Source organism: Deinococcus sp. Leaf326 (genome assembly GCF_001424185.1).
Taxonomy (GTDB): Bacteria; Deinococcota; Deinococci; order Deinococcales; family Deinococcaceae; genus Deinococcus.
Genome location: NZ_LMOM01000054.1, coordinates 27,136 through 45,065, shown reverse-complemented (window position 1 = coordinate 45,065; position 17,930 = coordinate 27,136). Strand labels below are relative to the sequence as shown.

At 70.4% G+C, this 17,930-nt stretch carries 20 protein-coding genes; 12 read left to right on the top strand and 8 right to left on the bottom strand.

Features of this window, described 5'->3' with window-relative positions:
- The first annotated feature begins 67 nt into the window (after positions 1-67).
- From ASF71_RS15630 to ASF71_RS15620, 3 genes are all read left to right on the top strand, one after another.
- On the top strand, positions 68-493 hold the full coding sequence (locus ASF71_RS15630) for a hypothetical protein (protein ID WP_056302047.1): 426 nt from the start codon (positions 68-70) through the stop codon (positions 491-493).
- Between the two features lie 157 nt (positions 494-650).
- Positions 651-1,055, top strand: a complete 405-nt coding sequence (locus tag ASF71_RS15625) for a MarR family winged helix-turn-helix transcriptional regulator (protein WP_156372872.1) — start codon at positions 651-653, stop codon at positions 1,053-1,055.
- Positions 1,055-2,320 (top strand): cytochrome P450, encoded by a 1,266-nt coding sequence (locus tag ASF71_RS15620; protein ID WP_056302043.1) that lies wholly within the window; start codon positions 1,055-1,057, stop codon positions 2,318-2,320. Before ASF71_RS15625 ends, ASF71_RS15620 begins: the two co-directional genes overlap by 1 nt.
- Before the next feature lie 54 nt (positions 2,321-2,374).
- Here ASF71_RS15620 and ASF71_RS15615 read toward each other — a convergent pair whose 3' ends face one another.
- Entirely contained in the window at positions 2,375-2,902 is a 528-nt protein-coding gene (locus ASF71_RS15615; RefSeq protein WP_056302041.1) for a hypothetical protein, read from the bottom strand.
- Between the two features lie 212 nt (positions 2,903-3,114).
- Here ASF71_RS15615 and ASF71_RS15610 point away from each other — a divergent pair, with 212 nt between their 5' ends.
- The 5 genes from ASF71_RS15610 to ASF71_RS15590 all read left to right on the top strand — a co-directional run bounded on the left by ASF71_RS15610 (position 3,115) and on the right by ASF71_RS15590 (position 7,921).
- Entirely contained in the window at positions 3,115-4,224 is a 1,110-nt protein-coding gene (locus ASF71_RS15610) for an ABC transporter ATP-binding protein (protein WP_235514533.1), read from the top strand.
- Positions 4,221-5,045: an ABC transporter permease gene (locus ASF71_RS15605; protein WP_056302037.1), complete on the top strand. Its 825-nt coding sequence runs from the start codon at positions 4,221-4,223 to the stop codon at positions 5,043-5,045. Before ASF71_RS15610 ends, ASF71_RS15605 begins: the two co-directional genes overlap by 4 nt.
- Positions 5,042-5,854: an ABC transporter permease gene (locus ASF71_RS15600; protein ID WP_156372871.1), complete on the top strand. Its 813-nt coding sequence runs from the start codon at positions 5,042-5,044 to the stop codon at positions 5,852-5,854. Before ASF71_RS15605 ends, ASF71_RS15600 begins: the two co-directional genes overlap by 4 nt.
- Positions 5,851-6,957 carry a spermidine/putrescine ABC transporter substrate-binding protein gene (locus ASF71_RS15595; protein WP_056302035.1) on the top strand — a complete coding sequence of 369 codons (1,107 nt, stop codon included), beginning with the start codon at positions 5,851-5,853 and terminating at the stop codon, positions 6,955-6,957. The genes ASF71_RS15600 and ASF71_RS15595 overlap by 4 nt, the downstream gene beginning before the upstream one ends.
- Before the next feature lie 232 nt (positions 6,958-7,189).
- Entirely contained in the window at positions 7,190-7,921 is a 732-nt protein-coding gene (locus tag ASF71_RS15590) for a CHAD domain-containing protein (RefSeq protein ID WP_056302033.1), read from the top strand.
- Positions 7,922-7,972: 51 nt separating this feature from the next.
- Here the strand turns inward: ASF71_RS15590 and ASF71_RS15585 are convergent, their stop codons facing one another.
- Both ASF71_RS15585 and ASF71_RS15580 read right to left on the bottom strand, forming a co-directional pair.
- Entirely contained in the window at positions 7,973-8,329 is a 357-nt protein-coding gene (locus ASF71_RS15585) for a hypothetical protein (RefSeq protein WP_235514532.1), read from the bottom strand.
- Entirely contained in the window at positions 8,326-10,020 is a 1,695-nt protein-coding gene (locus ASF71_RS15580; RefSeq protein WP_235514531.1) for a PhoX family phosphatase, read from the bottom strand. Before ASF71_RS15580 ends, ASF71_RS15585 begins: the two co-directional genes overlap by 4 nt.
- Before the next feature lie 233 nt (positions 10,021-10,253).
- On the opposite strand from ASF71_RS15580, the gene ASF71_RS15575 reads away from it, so the two are divergent.
- Positions 10,254-10,568, top strand: coding sequence for a stage V sporulation protein S (locus ASF71_RS15575; protein ID WP_056302029.1), 315 nt, complete (start codon positions 10,254-10,256; stop codon positions 10,566-10,568).
- Positions 10,569-10,736: 168 nt separating this feature from the next.
- The gene (locus ASF71_RS15570; RefSeq protein WP_056302026.1) at positions 10,737-11,420 is read left to right on the top strand and encodes a zinc metallopeptidase; all 684 of its coding nucleotides are present in this window, start codon (positions 10,737-10,739) and stop codon (positions 11,418-11,420) included.
- Positions 11,421-11,486: 66 nt separating this feature from the next.
- On the opposite strand, the gene ASF71_RS15565 is transcribed toward ASF71_RS15570, so the two are convergent.
- Positions 11,487-11,828 carry an FUN14 domain-containing protein gene (locus ASF71_RS15565; protein ID WP_056302025.1) on the bottom strand — a complete coding sequence of 114 codons (342 nt, stop codon included), beginning with the start codon at positions 11,826-11,828 and terminating at the stop codon, positions 11,487-11,489.
- A gap of 103 nt (positions 11,829-11,931) precedes the next feature.
- Between ASF71_RS15565 and ASF71_RS15560 the strand changes: the two genes are divergently transcribed.
- Positions 11,932-12,552, top strand: a complete 621-nt coding sequence (locus ASF71_RS15560) for an RNA polymerase sigma factor (protein WP_056302023.1) — start codon at positions 11,932-11,934, stop codon at positions 12,550-12,552.
- Positions 12,553-12,628: 76 nt separating this feature from the next.
- On the opposite strand, the gene ASF71_RS15555 is transcribed toward ASF71_RS15560, so the two are convergent.
- Complete coding sequence (locus tag ASF71_RS15555) at positions 12,629-13,912, bottom strand: sensor histidine kinase KdpD (RefSeq protein WP_235514530.1); 1,284 nt, start codon at positions 13,910-13,912, stop codon at positions 12,629-12,631.
- Between the two features lie 13 nt (positions 13,913-13,925).
- Positions 13,926-14,504 (bottom strand): hypothetical protein, encoded by a 579-nt coding sequence (locus tag ASF71_RS15550; protein ID WP_235514529.1) that lies wholly within the window; start codon positions 14,502-14,504, stop codon positions 13,926-13,928.
- Positions 14,505-14,633: 129 nt separating this feature from the next.
- Here ASF71_RS15550 and ASF71_RS15545 point away from each other — a divergent pair, with 129 nt between their 5' ends.
- On the top strand, positions 14,634-15,518 hold the full coding sequence (locus ASF71_RS15545) for a DUF4384 domain-containing protein (RefSeq protein WP_056302268.1): 885 nt from the start codon (positions 14,634-14,636) through the stop codon (positions 15,516-15,518).
- 82 nt (positions 15,519-15,600) lie between these two features.
- Here the strand turns inward: ASF71_RS15545 and ASF71_RS15540 are convergent, their stop codons facing one another.
- Both ASF71_RS15540 and tsaD read right to left on the bottom strand, forming a co-directional pair.
- Positions 15,601-16,626, bottom strand: a complete 1,026-nt coding sequence (locus ASF71_RS15540; RefSeq protein WP_200939728.1) for a PIG-L deacetylase family protein — start codon at positions 16,624-16,626, stop codon at positions 15,601-15,603.
- A 234-nt stretch (positions 16,627-16,860) separates the two neighbouring features.
- Positions 16,861-17,868 (bottom strand): tRNA (adenosine(37)-N6)-threonylcarbamoyltransferase complex transferase subunit TsaD, encoded by a 1,008-nt coding sequence (gene tsaD, locus ASF71_RS15535; protein WP_056302020.1) that lies wholly within the window; start codon positions 17,866-17,868, stop codon positions 16,861-16,863.
- Positions 17,869-17,930 lie beyond the last annotated feature (62 nt).

The following is a 17,930-nucleotide window of genomic DNA, read 5'->3' as shown; positions in this document are numbered from 1 at the left end:
TTCGGCGCGGCTTGAGCCGGTCTTCAGATTCAGGCGCGGGAACGCTGGGCCGGGTCTACCCTGCCGCATGACCCTGCCCGACGCCTCCCCGACCACCCCCGCCCAGAACGCTGCCCGGATTCTTCTCGGCTCGGCGCTGATCTTCGCGGGGGCAGGGCACCTGTCCTTCGCGCGCGCAGATTTCCAGGCGCAGGTTCCCGACCTGCTGCCAGTCGACAAGGACCAGATCGTGCTGGCCTCGGGCGTCGCGGAGATCGCCCTGGGAGCGGCCTTGATCGGCGTGCCGGCCCGTTACCGCCGGACAGTCGGAGCCGTCGCGGCCGGCTTTTTCGTGGCGGTCTTTCCGGGCAACATCTCGCAGTACCTCGACCGGGAAACGGCCTTCGGGCTGGATACCGACACCAAGCGGCTCGTCCGGCTCGCGGGCCAGCCGCTCTTGGTCGCCTGGGCAATGTGGGCCACCGGGCTGATTGGTGCCCGCAGGAACCGCTGAGCCCGGTGTCGACCTCTCTACCAGTTCCTTATTGCACTTTGCAATTCCTCACCTGCGAATGTGGCAGAGTCCGGACGTGACCAACGCGTGGCCTGATCAGAACTCTGCCCCAGGCCCTGCCGCCCCGGCGGCGCCAGACAGTCCCGAGCTGCGGTTTATGACCGGGCTATGGACCGTCTGGCAGAAGCTGAGCGAGCGCGGCGAGCAGGCCCTGCGCGAGCAGCACGGCCTGGGGCTGCGCGCCTTCATCGCGCTGTCGCACATCCAGGCGGCGCCCACCTACCCGGCGCCGCTCGCCCTGGCCCTGGGGGTCCCCCGCTACGAGATCAGCCGCGTGCTGGGCGAGCTCGAGGCGCGGGGGGCCGTGGTCCGCATGGCTCAGGCGGACCGGGCCGGCCGCGTCGTGGTGAGCGCCACCCCCCTGGGCCGGACGCTGTGGCAGGCGGCGCTGATCACGCTGGAGGGCGTGACGGCCCCGGCGCTGGCCGCTCTCGGTCCCGAACGTGAACACCTGACCTCTTTGCTCGGCCGGGTCGCCCAGGCGGCCCACGGAGACTCCTGATGACCACCGACCCCATGAACCCCGCCGGACGTTGCCCCTTTCACGCCGCTTCTCCTGACGGCGCGTCACTGACCCGTCAGGACAAACTCGCGCCCCAGCCGGGCGAGCCTGGCCCGGGTCAGGCCGTCCCCAACGAGCGCGGCCTGTACCGCGTCTACGACTTCCAGGCGGCGCGGGACATCCTGCGTTCGGACGCGGTCCGGCAGGCCGGGTTCATGGCCGAGGCGGCCACCCGCGCGCCCGGCCTGGGCCGCGCGCCGGTCCTCTTTGCCGAGGGCGAGGCGCACCATGAGATGCGGCGCTCGACCGCGCGCTACTTCACGCCGACGCAGGTGGCGCACTACGAGCCGATGATCGCGGCGCTCGCCGACGACCTGATCGGCAAGCTGGCGCAGGACGGCGAGGCGAATCTCGACGACCTGAGCCTGAAACTGGCCGTGGAAGTCGCCGCCCAGGTCGTCGGCATCACCGACAGCGCCGTGCCGGGCCTGGAGCGGCGCGTGATGGCCTTCGTCGAACACGGCTCGGACAGTGAGCCAGGCGCGCCCCAGCCGCGGGGCCGGGGCGGCAAGCTCGGCGCGCTGTGGCGGCAGCGCCAGTTGCTCGCGTTCTTCCTGCTGGACGTCAAACCATCCATCGCCGCGCGCCGCCGGGAGCGCCGGGACGACCTCATCAGCCACCTGCTCGACCGGGACTACACCGACACCGAGATTCTGACCGAGTGCCTGACCTACGGCACCGCCGGGATGGTCACGACCCGCGAGTTCATTACTGTGGCGGCGTGGCACCTGCTCACGCAGCCGGAACTGCGCGCCGACTATGTCCACGGCACCGAGAAGGAGCGCCACGCCATCCTGCACGAGATCCTGCGGCTCGAGCCCGTGGTCAAGGTGCTGTACCGCCGCGCCCTGGAGGACATCCGGACGGGCGACACCTTCATTCCGCAGGGCAGCGTGGTGGCCCTGAGCGTGCAGGAGACGAACACCGACCCCGGCACGGTGGGCGAGGACCCCGCGCAGCTGTGCCCCGCCCGCCCCCTGCCGCGCGGCGTGCAGGCCCCGGTGCTGTCGTTCGGCGACGGCTCGCACCGCTGCCCCGGCGCCTTCCTGGCGATCAAGGAGAGCGACCTGTTCCTGCGCCGCCTGCTCATCTGGAACGACCTGCGCCTGATCTCGCCGCCCGAGGTGGGCTTCAACGAGACGGTCAAAGGCTACGAACTGCGCGGTCTGCGGGTCGGCCTGGGCGGGGGTCCGGCGCACGCCTGAGCCTGGACACTCAGGGACGCGGGAGACGGTCTCCCGCGTCCCTTTTTGCGGCCCTCAGCCGCGCCGGACCGATTCGCGCACCGGGAACACCTCACCCAGAAAGTGCCCCTGCGTGAGCAGCCGCGCGGCCGAGACCGGATCGCGTCGCAGCGCGTCCTCGACCCCCTGCGCCACGAGTTCGAGCTGCGAGCGCAGCAGCACTTCGGGGTCGTGGCCCCCGGCGCGCAGTTCGGCGCGGGCACCGAGCGTCAGGTTCAGGTAGGCGCGCAGGGTGTCCGGCAGGTACTCGGCGCGGGCCTGCCGCACGAGATAGGCGCTCTGCGGGTCGAGGTCGTGCAGCGGCGCGTCTTCCAGGCGGCACAGCAGCGCCAGCGCGTACAGGCGGTGTGGCTCGGGCAGGCGCAGGGCCAGCGCGGGGGCGGGGTCCCCGGCCGGCGCCTCCACCTCCGGCAGCGCTGGGTCCGGCAGGGCCGCCGGCGCACGCAGTCGCTCCATCGCGTGGCGGTGGATCATAGCGCGCCGGGCCAGCGGAAAGCCGAACAGGGCAGCAAAAAACATCAGCGGGACAAGCACATCTTCCACAGCAGTTCCTCCAGTGTCCGGCACTGTAGGCCGAGCCGGTGAGAAGGCGCGTCCGTCCAAAGGCGCAGACACCCGGTCCCGGGTCTGATCCGGCAGGGACAGGCGGCGTCTACACTTGACCGCGTGAAGACTTCAGTGCAGGGGGCCGGCCGATAACCGGGGCCGTCCGGGGCAAGCGCGCCCGTGAACTCTCGCCCGACGCGGCGATCAGCGTGGTGGACGTGTACAAGAGCTACAAAGGCGCGGGCGGTCAGACCACGCCGGTGCTCGACGACGTGGACCTCGACATCCGCCGGGGCGAGTTCTTCAGTCTGCTGGGGCCGTCGGGCTGCGGCAAGACCACGCTGCTGCGTATCCTGGCGGGCTTCGAGCAGGCCGACGCGGGCGCGGTGGTCATCGGCGGGCGCGACATGACCGGCGTGCCCGCGCACCAGCGCCCGGTGAACACGGTGTTCCAGAGCTACGCCCTTTTTCCGCACCTGAGCGTGGCCGACAACGTGGCCTTCGGGCTACGCCAAAAGGGCCTACGCGGCCCGCAACTCCGCGACCGCGTGAACCGCGCGCTGGAGACGGTCCGCATTCAGGATTTCGGTGCGCGGCGGCCCGACCAGCTTTCCGGCGGGCAGCGCCAGCGGGTTGCCCTGGCCCGCGCGATCGTGAACGAGCCGGAGGTGCTGCTCCTCGACGAGCCGCTCTCGGCGCTGGACCTCAAGCTGCGCAAGGAGCTTCAGGTCGAACTCTCGAACCTCCAGGAGACGCTGGGCATCACCTTCGTGTTCGTGACCCACGACCAGGAAGAGGCGCTCGTCATGAGCGACCGTATCGCCGTGATGAACCGGGGCCGCATTGAGCAGCTCGGGCGCGCCGAGGACCTGTACGAGCGCCCGCGCACGGCCTTCGTGGCGAACTTCCTGGGCAGCAGCAACCTCATCCCCGGCACGGTCGCCGAGCTGACGCCGGAGGGCGGCGCGGTCGTGCGCACCGTCCACGGCCCCCTGCTGACGCTGCACGGCGCGGGCCTGCGCGTGGGCCAGGACGTGACCCTGAGCATCCGCCCCGAGAAGCTGCGCATGGAGCGCGACGACGAGACGGAGGGCAACGAGGTGCGCGCCCGCGTGGACGACATCGTATACACGGGCGCCGAGAACCAGTACCTGCTGGAAGCGGGCGGCCAGCGCCTGATGGCCTTCCAGCTCAACACCGACATTGGGGCCGACGAGGACTTCGACTACGACGAGGAGGTGGCGCTGTACCTGCCGCCGGCGAGCCTGGTCGTGCTGGAGGACGGCGTGGAGGCGGCTCCCGGCCGCGCCGCGCCGTGAACCCGCGCCGCTTCTTCTCGACCCTGGGGCCCGGCGTGCTGTGGCTGGCAGCCTTTTTGATCGTGCCCTCGCTCATCATGCTGGGCTACTCGCTGCTCACACGGACCGACCTGGCGCAGGTGGGGCCGCCCTGGACGCTGGAGAACTGGCAACGGGTCTTCGGCTACGACGCCCTGTTCCGCGAGTGGGTGCCCGACAACCTGCGGGTGCTGTGGCGCTCGCTGGTCATCGCGGGCCTCAGCACACTGCTGTGCGTGGTCATGGGCTACCCGCTGGCCTTCTACATCGCGCGGCAGGAGGACCGGCGTAAGCAGATGCTGCTGCTGCTGCTCGTCATTCCCTTCTGGATCAACTTCCTGATCCGGGTCTACGCCTGGATTCTGATTCTGCGGCCCTTCGGGCTCTACCCCAGCACGGCCGCCACCTTTCTGGGCATGGTGTACGCGCTGCTGCCCTTCTTCGTGCTGCCGGTATACGCCAGCGTCGAAAAGGTCGACTGGCGGCTGCTGGAGGCCGCGCAGGACCTCGGGGCCTCGCCCGCGCGCGCCTTTCTGGCGGGCGTGGTGCCGCAGACCCTGCCGGGGCTGATCGCGGGCGTGCTGCTCACCTTCATTCCGGCGCTGGGCATGTTCGTGGTGTCGGACATCCTGGGCGGCGCCAAGACGGCCCTCATCGGCAACCTCATCCAGAACCAGTTCGGGCAGGCGGGCGACTGGCCCTACGGCTCGGCGCTGAGCTTCCTCTTGATGGGCGTGGTGCTGCTGGGCCTATGGCTCTACGCCCGCGCCGCCGGGCAGAAGGGCCTGGAGGAACTCCTGTGAGGCCGCGCACCTCTCCCCTGCTCGCGGGCTGGGCGTGGCTCGTCTACGCCTTCCTGTACCTGCCGATGCTGGTCCTCATCGTGTTCTCGTTCAACGACTCTCGCTTCGGGGCCACCTGGGAGGGCTTCACGACGCGCTGGTACGGCGTGCTGTTCGCCCGCAGCGACGTGCGCGAGGCGCTGACGAACACGCTGCTCGTGGCGGTCTCCAGCACCCTCATCAGTACGGTGCTGGGCACGCTGGTGGGCTTCGCGCTGTGGCGCTACACCCTGCGCTGGCGCACCCCGCTGACCTTTTTGCTCGTCATGCCCATCGTGATTCCCGACGTGGTCATGGGCGTGATGCTGCTCATGTTCTACGCGCTTGTGCGCGGCGGCCTGGAACGGGCAGGCTGGACCTTCGAGAACGGCTTCTGGACGGTGATGTTCGCGCACGTCACCTTCCAGATCAGTTACGTGACCCTCACGGTGCGCTCGCGGCTGGCGGGCTACGGCCAGGACCTCATGGAAGCTGCCGCCGACTTGGGGGCGAACACCTTCCAGGCCTTCCGGCAGGTCATCTTGCCCCTGGCGCTGCCGGGCGTGCTGTCGGGCGCGCTGCTGGCCTTCACGCTGTCGCTCGACGACTTCGTGGTCACGTACTTCACGAGCGGCTCGGGGTTCCGCACGTTGCCGGTGCTCATCTACACCTCGGTCAAGCGCGGGGTCACGCCCGACATCAACGCGCTCAGTACCCTGCTGATCGTCTTCACGGCCGCCGTCATCGTGGCGGGAAGTCTGCTGCTGCGTCCCCGGCGGGGGCGGGCGTGAGGCGCGCGGCCTGGCTGCTCGCCGGACTGCTGCTGACCGGCTGCCACCGCGTCGAGCGGGCCGACCCGGCCAGCGAGGGCAACGGCACGACCACGCCGCCGCCGGTGTCCCGCGACGGTGGGCAGACCCTGCGTGTCTTCATGTGGTCGGACTACATCGACCCCGAGGTGGTCCGGGACTTCGAGAAACGCGAGGGCGTACGGGTGGTGATCGACACCTTCGAGAGCAACGAGAACATGCTCGCCAAGCTCCAGGGCGGCGGCGCGAGCTACGACCTCGCCACGCCGAGCAACTACGTCGTGCAGACGATGGTGCGCGCGCAGCTGCTTCAGCCGATGGACAAGGCAAAACTCAGCAACTTTGGGAACGTGGCCGCCGGGTTCCTGAACCCCAACTTCGATCCTGGCAACACTTATACGGTGCCCTACCAGTTCGCGGCGACGGGGCTGGCCTACAACTCGGGCCGCTACGTGCCCCCGGCGGAAAGCTGGCGCCTCATCTTCGGGCCCGAGGACCGCGTGCGCTTCGCCCTGCTCGACGACCCGCGCGAGGTGATCGGCGCGGCCCTGAAATACCTGGGCCACAGCGTGAACAGCACGGACGTCGAGGAACTGCGCGCGGCCCGCGACCTCCTGCGGCGCACGGTGCGCAAGCGCGGCTTCGAGTCCTTCTCGGGCGGGCCGGAGACGCGCAACAAGCTGCTGGCGGGCCAGATCGACCTCGGGCAGATCTACGTGGGCGACCTGCTTCAGGGGGCGGCCGAGGACAAGCGCCTGAAGGTCTTCCTGCCCCGTGAGGGCACCACCATCAGCACCGACACCCTCGTGCTGCTGCGCGGCAGTCCGAACCCCGCGCTGGCCCGGCGCTTCGTGGACTACGTGCTGGAGCCGGAAGTCAGCGCCGCCATCAGCAACTACACCTACTACGGCAACCCCAACCGGGCCGCCCAGCCGCTGCTCGACCCCTTCCTGCGCTCCCAGAAGGCCTTTTCGCCCAGCCCCGAGGACTTCTCGTCGGGCCGGGTCGAATTCATCAACGAGCTGCCGCGCGGCGTAGCCCCCCGGCTCTACGACCGTATCTGGACGGAACTCAAGAGCCGATGACGGCGGGCGCGGAGGAGCAGGCCGCCCCTCCCGCGCCCGGCTGAATGAACCTGCGCACCCCAGCGGCACGTTCCGCTCGTCCCACACGGTCTTCTCAGGGCCGGACGCATAAAGTTGACTGGGGCTGCATCCGGCGCTATAGTTCTCTTATCACCGTCCGAGAGGGCGGAATTTTTGTTTTGCCTTCAGAAAGGTCAGGGGCGTCTGAGCGGCCGTGTTACGGTGGCAGGTGATGTCCAGAACGCCCAACCGCCTTCTCGAAGCCCTCTGGCCGGCGCTGACGCAGGGCGACCCGGCCGCCGTGCACGAAGCGCGCAAGCTGACCCGCAAGGTCGCCGCCGAGCTCAAGCTGGGCGGCGCCCCAAAAAAGACGCGGCGGGCCTGGCGCGACCTGCGCCGCGCGGTCGCCCCGCTGCGGGACCGGGACGTGGCCTTCGGGCACATCGGCGCCGCGCTGGACGAACTGGGGCAGGAGGGGGCGGGCCGCGAGGCCTTTGCCACCGACTGGGGGCGCCAGCGCGCCGAGGCGGTCGCGGCCCTGAAGCTGCCGAAGGTGCCCGGCGACGCCCCGCGCCCGAAACACCTGAAGCGCCGCGCCCGCGCCGCCCTGACCGAGCAGGCGGGCGAGCTGCTGGCCTCCGCCCCCAGCGTCCTGAAGGCCCGGCGTCCCGACACCTGGCACGAGTGGCGCAAGGCCCTGAAGAACTACCGCTACACCCTCGAACTCCTGCGCGAGCCGCCCGACGCCCTGAAAGACGTGCTGGACAGCCTGGGCCGCCTGCAGGACGCCGAGGTGGTGCTGGACATCTTGGAGCACGAGCCGTGGCTCAAAGGCGCCCGCGCTGACCTCATCGCCCGCGAGCGCCGGATTCGCCTGGACAGCCGCAGGCAGGTGCGCGCGCAGTGGCCGGCCCTCGAAGCCCACCTGAAGCGGGTGCAGGACACGGACGGCCGGAAGGACTGAGCCCCAACCGCCAGGGCGGAGTCCTCTCAGCTCTCTGCCCTGCACTGCGTCTCAGTCCGGGCGGTTGACCGGGCGCGCCGCATCCAGCCAGCCCCAGTCGCGCAGGTACGCGCGGAAGTCGAGGAGCAGTTCGTCGGCGTCGGCCTGGTCCCCGGCGTTCAGAGTGCGCCGCCACGCCTCGCCGGTCGCGCGGGTGTAGGCCAGCAGCGGTGCGGGCGCGCCCAGGAAGCTGTCCAGCGAGTCGAGCAGGTCCTCGTAGCGGGCACGTCGCCACGGCTTCTGGCGGGCCGTCTCGCTCAGGAAGTCGTCGGCGGCATGTTCAAGCAGCGCCGTGCGGCCCACGATCCAGGGCGCCTTGATGGGCGGCAGGCCGGGCGTAGGGGGCGTAGAGGGCACCGCGCCCGTCATGCGCGCCAGCCCGGAAAGCCCTCGATGGCGACCAGCGTGGGGCGCGGAATGCGCGAGCCGGGTTTGGCCCCGAAGGTGCTCGTGAGCTTGTCGAGGCTCTCGCTGTCCTCGCCGGGGTGCTGGATGGACACGAACAGCGTCTTGCCGTCGGGCGACCACACCGGGCCGGTCATCTCGGCGTCCACCGGGCCGATGGCGAAGCGGTGGGCCTTGCCCGCGTTGGGGCCTTCGGTGGCGAAGAAGAACATGGCGTTGTTGCCGTGGTAGGCCTTGATGGGGTTGGTCGAGAGGTCGGAGTTGTCCGTGACCATCCACAGGTTGCCGTAGGGATCGAACACGAGGTTGTCGGGGCTCGCGAAGCCGCTCTGGGGACCGCCCACCGCGAAGACCTCCCACAAGAAGGTCTGGGCGGTCCAGTCGTCCCCGGTCTCGCGGAACTTGATGATCTGGCCGAAGTAGTTGCCGTGCTTGGCGTTGTTGGTCAGCGCAGCGTAGACCTCGCCCGTGCGCGGATGAATCTCGATGTCCTCGGGACGGTCGACCGGGGTCCCGCCCACCGCGAGGGCCGAAGCGCGGGCGTCAGCCAGCACGTCGGCCTGGTTGGCAAACAGCGCCTTGCCGTCGGCGGCGCGGGCTTCCTGGAGCTTCTTGTTCCTGGCGTAGTCGAGCAGCACCCACGACCCGTTGCCGAAGTTGGCAACGTATAGATCGCCATCGGCCAGCAGGTCGCGGTTGGCCGCGCGGTTGGCGGGGTCGTACTTGCCCCGGCTCACAAACTTGTAGATGCAGGCGTCCTGCATGTCGTCGCCCATGTACACGACCATGCGGCCGTCCTTGGCGACCGTCACGGCGGCGTTCTCATGGCGGAACCGGCCCATCGCGGTCCGCTTCTTGGGCATCCAGGCGGGGTCGAAGGGGTCGATCTCGGTCACCCAGCCCTGGTGCATGGCGTCGTAGCCGCTGCCGGCCCACGCCTTGGTGTAGCCGTCCACGTTTTCCTCACAGGTCAGCAGCGTGCCCCAGGGCGTCTGGCCGCCCGAGCAGTTGCCGACGGTGCCGCGCACGGTCGTCGCGCCCTTGACGGCGGCGCTGCCCCGCGCGGGCCCGGTCAGTTCGATCTCGGTCAGGGCGTCGATCCGGCGGTTGCGTTCGTCGGGCACGACGCGCCACTCACGGCCTTCTCTACGCACACGCACCACGCTCACGCCCACCGCCCGCATTTCGGCGTCGATCTGGGCCTTGGTACGCTCCTTGGTGTCGCCGCCCACGAACAGGGCATTGACGTACTCGTGGTTGATGGTCAGCAGAGCGTCGGTGCTGCTCGTCCCGCCGCCGAGCATGTCGACAGGAAAAAACCCGATGTAGTCGTGATTGAAGCCGATCTCGCGGCCGTCCGCCGTGAAGACTTCGCCCCAGGGGGTGAGCAGCTGGTAGCGGTAGCCCTGGGGCAGTGTCAGGGCGTCGGCCTGCCCCGCCGGAACGGGCCGGAAGGGCGGCAGGCTGCGCGGCGTGATCTTCTGGGGGTCCACGGTGGCGGGGCCGCCGTTATTCACGGCCTGCGCGTCCGAGAGGGTCAGGGGCAGCGTGGCGGCGGCCGTGGCGAGCGCCGCCGAGCCGAGGGCGCCCCGGCGGGTCAGGCGGGTGTCGAGCAGACGGTGCCAGAAGCTCGGCTGGACGGGGGAAGGGGACACTTCAGGAGGATTCACGGTCATCACATTGCCCTCTCCGTGTCACTGCGGTTTCAGAGGAACTTCAGGCCATGGTCAGGACAGTGGTGGGCGGCGACTCCAGCGTGTCAGCGCCAGGTCAGGGGCAGTCGCCGGGGGCGTCGTTGCCGCCGGGTCGCCGCGCCGCTTAGACTGAACTGCTGAAAGCGGCCCCGCCCCAGGTGCGGCCCCCGTCTCAGCGGAGGAGAACCAGACCCTTGTCGCCCGAACAACTGCGCGTTTCCGGCCAGTCCCGCCCCAATGCGGTCGCGGGGGCCATCGCGGCGTTGCTACGCAGTCAGGGCCAGGTCGAGGTCCAGGCCATCGGCCCGGCCGCCGTGAATCAGGCCGTCAAGGCCATCGCCATCGCGCGCGGCTACCTTGCCGGCAATCACCTCGACCTGACTGTGCAACCGGCCTTCGTCAAGCTCGACCCGGCCGCCGTTCCGGGCACGCCGGCGCCCGCCGCGCCCGTGACCGAAGAACGCACCGCCCTGTGCCTGATGGTCTTCGCCTACCGCACCGACACCTGAACAGCGCTTCACGTTCTGCTTCCCCTGTCCCGAGCAGGGGTTGTTCCGGTGCTCGGTAGGCGGCAGCGTCAGGTCCGCAGGCCGGACGTCCATAAACACCTTTTGCTCGCTGCCTCATGGAACCTGAGTCTCCTCCGCTAAGATATAGCTGGAGGTTTCTCGACTGCCATGGATATTTTCGGTCCCTATACCCCACTGATCCTGCTGATCTTCGTCGCCTCGATGCTCATTCAGGCGGCCCTGACCCGCTCGTACCGTAAGTGGAGTGGGGTGCGCAACGCCCAGAACCTGACGGGCGCCGAGGTGGCGCGCCGGATGCTCGACGAGAACGGCCTGAGCCATGTGCCGGTCAACGCCGTACCGGGCAACCTGTCGGACCACTACGACCCGCTGCGCAAGACCGTGAACCTGTCGGAAGGCGTGTACGGGGTGCCGAGCGTCGCCGCGATGGCCATCGCGGCCCACGAGGTCGGCCACGCCGTGCAGGACAAGGTGCGGATGCCCGCGCTCGTGCTGCGCGGCAAGATGGCCGTACCGCTGAGCCTGGGCATGAACCTCGCGCCGTTCATGGTCATGCTGGGGGCCGTGTTGCAGTTCAGCGGCCTGCTGTGGCTGGGCGTGGTGCTGTTCGGCGCCGCCCTCGTCTTTCACCTCGTGACCCTGCCGGTCGAGTTCGACGCCAGTCGCCGTGCGCTGGCCTACCTGAACGGCCGGGGTCTAAGCGGCGGCGGCGAGGGCCAGAAGGGCGCCCAGGGCGTGCTGACCGCCGCCGCCCTGACCTATGTCGCCGGTTTCGCGATGGCGCTCGCCCAGCTCCTGAACGTGCTGAGCATCGCCCGCAACAACGACTGAGTCGGCCGGACGCTGGAGGGGGGAAGTGGGGCCTCTGCCCACTTCCCCCTTCCCTGGTTCTGTCTCCTACCGCCGCAGCCGCAACCCCACCAACAGACCTACCCCGAAGGCCCCCGCGAACGGCAGGCGGTCGGTGAGCACATGCAGCAGTTCCCGCCACACTTCCGGGGCAGCCCGGAACCACGGCCCGGACAGCATTTCGAGGCGCAGCCAGTCCACCGTGACGATCCCGGCCCAGGCCAGCAGCTGCACGGCGATGAACAGCAGCCCCACACTGACGAGCAGCGCCCGGGCGGCGACCCGCAGCGCCAGTCCGCAGGCCAGTCCCAGCACGGCGCCCAGACTCAGGTCGGGCAGCGCGGCCTGCAGGGGCACGGCGAGAGAGGAAGGCGCGGCGGGACCCGTCACGGCCGCATGCTACTCCGGGGAGCCCCGGCGGCGGCGGGCGCTTCGTGCCCTGTGCCACGTTTGCCCCGCTGCCCCCGGCTGCGGACGGTATGTTAGGCAGGACGTGGATATCCCGACAGGCCTCCCCTCTCCTCCTGATCCCGGTGCCGCTGCGCCGGTCGCCGACGTGCTGAACGCCGAGGCACATGGGCAGCTGGCGGCCGGCGACGAGGCAGCGTGGCACGCGTTCATCACCGCCTACGAGGGCCGCATGTACGGCTACCTCTACCGCCTGGAAGGCAACAGCGAGGACGCGCTGGACCTGACCCAGGAGGTGTTCTACCGTGCGTGGCGCTCGATTCAGACCTTCCGGCCCGGCGAGCGGGTGCTGCCCTGGCTGTATCAGGTGGCGCGCAACACCCAGATCGAGTCGCACCGCCGCAAGCAGCTTCAGCGTTTTTCGCTGGAGGAGGCGCGCGAGGACATCGGCTTCGAGGTGCCCAGCGCCGCGCGCACGCCCGTCCAGGCCGCCGAGAGCGAGCAGGCCCAGGACCGCGTGCAGCGCGCGCTGATGCGCCTGCCGGACGAGTACCGCGAGGCCGTGGTGCTGCGCTTCGTCGAGGACCTGCCCTATGAGGAGATCGCCCGCATTCAGGGGGTGGCGACCGGCACGGCCAAGAGCCGCGTCTTCCGGGCCAAGGAACAGCTCGCCGACCTGCTCTCGGACGTGAACGACCTGCACTGACACCTGGACTACTGCGACTGACACCTGGACTGAGGCCGGCGCTGCACCGGTACGGCTCTCAAGTGGACCTGCAAGCTCAGAAGGGAGTCGGGGGAATCCCCAGGGTCAGGCGCGCGAGGGTCCCGCCGCCCTCCGCGTCTTCGAGGGTCACGTCGCCGCCGTGGGCCCGGGCATAGCGCCTCACCAGCGACAGGCCCAGACCGTCACCATTGATCAGGCCCTGGGGACCGCGCTCGTAGGCCAGGAAGGCCCGCGCACGCATCTCGGGGCTCATGCCCTCTCCGTGGTCACGCACCAGGATCTGCGGGCGGCCCTCCACAGAGCGCAGCGATACCTCGACCGGCCCGTCGGTGTACTTCAGGGCATTTTCGACGAGATTCTCGACCGTCTGGCGCAGGCGGTTGGCGTCCACTAGCCAGGTCAGCGGTGCAGGCGGCACCTCGACCGCCACCCGTATGCCGGCGAAGGCGCGCAGCAGCGGGCCCAGGTCGCGCGGGGCGAGTTGCAGGTTCACGTCCAGGTACAGCTCGTTGAGCCGGGTCAGGTCGGCGCGGCTGGCGAGCTGGGTCACGCTGTCCTCGACCAGGGCCAGCAGCTGCTGGCGCTCGGCGACCGTGCCCGCCTGACGCAGCAGGTCGGTGGCGAGCAGCAGCTGTTGCAGGGGCCGGCGCAGTTCGTGGCTGGCGAGCCGCAGGGCCTCGCGCTGCCGGGCCTCGCGGGCGGCGAGGCGGTCGCGTTCCTGCTGCCACAGCCACAGGGCCCGCACGATGAGCAGTACGCTGAGCAGTCCTGTCAGGACGGCCGTCCAGATCAGGGCCTGACGCAACACCGTGACCACTTGGACGTTCTGGGTGCTCAGTGACGACGCGTACATGGTCGCCTGCACGTTGAGCCCGATGGCCTCGGTGGCCGCCGCCGCCACCGCCGCGTCGGTTCCCCGCCGCAGCAGGGCGTCCACGTGGGCCAGCCGCGCTTCGCCGAAACTTTGCACCGAATCCAGGAGCCGGAACTGGTCCTGGTTGGCCGAACTCGACAGCGCCCGGTCGCGGATGTCGTCGCGCTCGCCGGGACTCAGGCCGGGTTGCAGCCGCGCCACCTGGTAGGCCTGCACGTCCTGCGCCAACCCCTGATAGGGATAGGTCCACTGGCGCGCCCCGAACCGTTCGGGCCGGAAGGACGGCAGACTGACGAGCACCAGCAGCGCGGCCGTGAGCATGAGCGGCAGCGCGGCGAGCAGCGCCTCGCGCAGCAGCGCCTCGCGCGACACCCGGAACCGCAGCAGCTGCCTGGGCGCCGCGAACACGCGCGGCCCAGAAGCCCGGCCAGCCGCGCTGTCCTGACCGGGCTTAGCGCGACTCACGGGCGGCGGCGGGTCACTTGCCGCCCTGGGGCCCGGGCGGGGCCGGAGTCACGCGGTTGACATACCAGACCCAGGCCGTCGTGTAGGCCGGGGTCCGGTAGCGCGCCGGCTCGGGAGGCAGCACGACTGTGAGGGGCCCCTTGTCGAGCACCGTGATGGCGTGTCCGTCGGCCTCGTAGGCCACCATGATGGGTGACTTCAGGTAGTCCCTGGCCCGGATCAGGGTGAGGTACCCGTTGCTGGCGTAGAGCCGCAGGTCCTGCCCGCCGAAACCGCCGGCCACGGCCAGGTCGCGCAGCGTCGCCCCCCGGTAGACGAAGCTACGCCCGAGCTGGGGGTGCCGGACCTCGTAGGTCACGCTGGGCAGAGCCCGGAGCTGCGCCAGGCCCAGGACCCGCTGCGAGGCTCCGGTGCCCAGGGTCAGGGTGGGCGCGGGACGGGATACGGCGGCGGCCGCCGGGGCCGGCGGGCGCCCCTGCGGCGTCTGCGCCAGGCCGCCGGCCAGAGCGGCCGTCAGGCTGCCCAGCAGCAGCGCCGCGCTCAGGCCCCGCATTCCCCACCCGGACCCCTTGCCGGCGACACGTCCCTTCACGCCGCGCAGTCTACCGTTCGGCGGGTCATTCGAAAACGGCGCGCCGCCTGACGGTGAAATGAGAAAAGGCCTACAGTGCCTGAGCCGAAGCGTCAGGCCCAGGTCAAGCGCGGGCGTCATGCTACGGCCATGAAAAAGCTCCTGCCCCTGACCCTCGTCACTGCGGCCCTGGCCGCCACCGCCGGCGCCGCGCCGATCATCAGTGCCCAGAGCATCATCGTCAATCCGGTGCAGACCGCCGTGAACGTCCGCGTGTGGACCGACCGCGACAGCAGCGGCAACCAGACCCCCAACTACGTGCCCGGCGAGCGCATCCGGCTCTACACCAGCGTCAATCAGGATGCCTACGTGTACCTGTTCAACGTGGACCCCCAGGGTCAGGTGGATCTGATCCTGCCCAACCGCTATGCGGGCGGCGCCAACTTCCTGAAGGCCAACACGACCAAGGTCTTCCCCGACGCCCAGGACGGCTTCACTTTCGACATCGCCGCGCCCTACGGCCTGAACAAGGTCCTGGCGGTCGCCAGCCGCACTCCACTGAACCTCGACCAGATCGCCACCTTCAAGTCGGGCCAGAACAGCTTCGCCACCGTGAACGTGCAGGGCCAGCAGCAGCTCGCCCAGGCGCTGAGCATCGTGGTCAACCCGGTGCCCCAGGAAAGCTGGACCTCGGACACGGCCTACTACAACGTGGCCCAGCCGGCCGTCGCCACCCCCGTGCGGCCGGTGCCGGTGCAGCCCGTGCGTCCGGCCCCGGTACGCCCCGTCCCTACGCAGCCCAGCCTGCCCTGGCTCAATGACCGCAACTGGAACTACGAGTTCCAGCGCAGCGACTCGCTGGCCCAGGTCCACGAGACCTACGCCGCCCAGCTGCGCTCACAGGGTTACCAGCTCGTGAACATCCGCCAGAAGGGCAACGAGATCCGCAGCGACTGGCGCCGGGGCCGCGACACGGCCCGCCTGGAAGTCAAGCAGCGCGGCGGACGTTTCGCGGTTGAGATCGAGCGCCGCTGAGCCCACCCGCTCCAAAGGGGGCGCAGGACCCTGTACGGTCCTGCGCCCCCTTCGCCTTTGCCCCGTCCATGGGCGCCCCCGCTCAGGGGACGGGTGAGAAGTCCGGGCCCGGCGGCTCGGTGGCGGCGGCCTCGCCCGCCGGGCCGGGCAGAGGTTGGGGCGAAACCAGTTCGTTGCCGCGCACGAAAGCGTGCATGAAGCGCCCGAGGATGCGGGTCTGGCTGCGGTGGGCATCCATGGCGCGCCGCTTGACCTCCTCCTCCTGGGGGGTCAGGTCCACGCGTTCCCAGGGGAGCCGGGTCGCCAGGGGCGGCACCGTAAGAGGCAGGCCGGGATGCAGCCCCTTGGGCAGCGGCCACTCCAGCCCGCCGTGAATGACCCAGAAGCGCAGGCGGTCACTCTGGCCCCGCTCAGCCATCAGGCGCAGGGCGATGTACGACAGGGTGTGGTGATCGGTGTGGAAGTCCTGCGGCGCGGGCACCAGCACCACGTCCGGCTTCACGCGGTCGAGGACCCGCCGCAGGTCAGCCTCCAGGGCCTGTCCGGTATAGGGCGCGCCGGGCGTCAGGGCGCCGCGCACGTACACGGCCGAGGCCCCGGTATGCACCGAGGTGTAGGGCGTGACGTAGTTGGTGGTGTACAGCCGCAGCAACCCGCCGTCGGGGTAGCCGAGCATGAAGGTATGGTCGGCCGGGATTCCCAGCACGCCCGCCGCCGCCCGCGCCTCGGCCAGGCGCTGCTGGCCCAGATTCCTCATGCTCGCGCCGCGGGGGCGCAGGGCGTGTTCGGTGAGCACGCCGTCGAGTTCGAAACCGTCGCCGGGCGTGATCCAGGCGACGTACACCTGCCCCCCCGCCGCGCGGGCCTGTTGCAGGATGCCGCCGCAGCACAGCGACTCGTCATCGGGATGGGGCGAGAGCAGGAGCAGGCGCTGCCCGGCCCCGACGAGGGGTCCGGCGGCGGGCAGCGTGGCGACCCGCACGGCGCTGCGCGAGAACACCCGGCCGAAGGTCGGCAGATTGATCCAGGCCGAGAGCGCCACGATGGCCGCCAGGGCCACCCAGATCAGGACGCGGTTGCGGCGCGGGCGGGAAGTGAGTGTCGTCAAGAACCGTCCTCCAGAGGGACAGGCCAGGGTCGGCCCGGAACAGCACTCAGCCTACGAGGCGGCCGGGTTCCCGGTCACCTCAGATGACCCTGCACCCGGTTCAGCGTGGCTGGGCCGAATCAGGCCCATATGAAGGCGCTCACCTCCGAGGAGCTGGTGGAGAGCGCACGGCGCGCGTCTCCGTCCCGCTTCTGGCCCTTCCCCCTTCGCTCCGGCCGCGCCGCGTGCCGCCGGTCAGAGGGCCGGAGGGGTCGCCAGCGGCGCATAGGCCTCGGCGCCGACGCTCAGCGGACTGGGCTCGCGGCCGGCCGTGATGGCGGCGGCCCCCGACAGGGCAATCATGGCCCCGTTGTCGGTGTTCAGCCCCGGCCCCGGAAACACCACGCGCAGGCCGGTGCGGCCGAAGGCCTCCCGCAGCGCGCGGTTGGCCGCCACACCCCCCGACACGACGACCGTCGGGCGGTCCGTCGCGTGAGCGGCGCGCACGGTCGTCTCGACCAGGGTGCGCACGGCCGCCTGCTGGAAACTCGCGGCGAGGTCGTCAGGCTTCGCGCCGGCGCGGTGCGCGAGCAGGGCGGCCGTCTTGAGACCGCTGAAGCTGAAGTCGAACCCGCTCTGACCCCGCAGCGGCGGCTTGAAAGGCACCGCGTCCGGGTCGCCGCGCAGGGCCGCCTCGCCGATGGCAGGGCCGCCGGGGTACCCCAGCCCCGCGAGCCGCGCGACCTTGTCAAAAGCCTCGCCCGCCGCGTCGTCGCGCGTGGCGCCCACCAGCCAGTAGTCACCCGGCGCGGCCACGTCGAACAGGTGGGTGTGCCCACCCGAGACGACGAGCGCGAGGTAGGGAGCAACCAACTCTGCCTCGGCGGCGGCCGCGAAGATGTGGCCTTCGAGGTGATGCGCGGCGTAGAAGGGCACCCCGAGTGCCTGCGCCAGCCCCTTGCCGTACATCAGCCCGACGAGCAGCGCGCCCACCAGGCCGGGGCCGGAGGTCGCCGCGACCGCGTGCAGATCGCCCAACGTGAGGCCCGCGTCGTCCAGGGCGCCTTCCAGTACGGTGTCAATACGCTCGACATGTTCGCGGCTGGCGAGTTCGGGCATCACGCCGCCGTACTGGGCATGGACGGTCTGCGACCAGACCCGGTTGGCCCGGACCTGCACCCCGCCGCCGGGCAGAAGTTCCACGATGCCGACGCCCGTGTCGTCGCAGGAGGTGTCGATGCCCAGGATGTAGCGCGCGTTCATGCGCTCCGGAGCATAGCAAGGCGGGAGAGGCGGGCGCCGGGACCTCCGGCCACGCGCCCCTG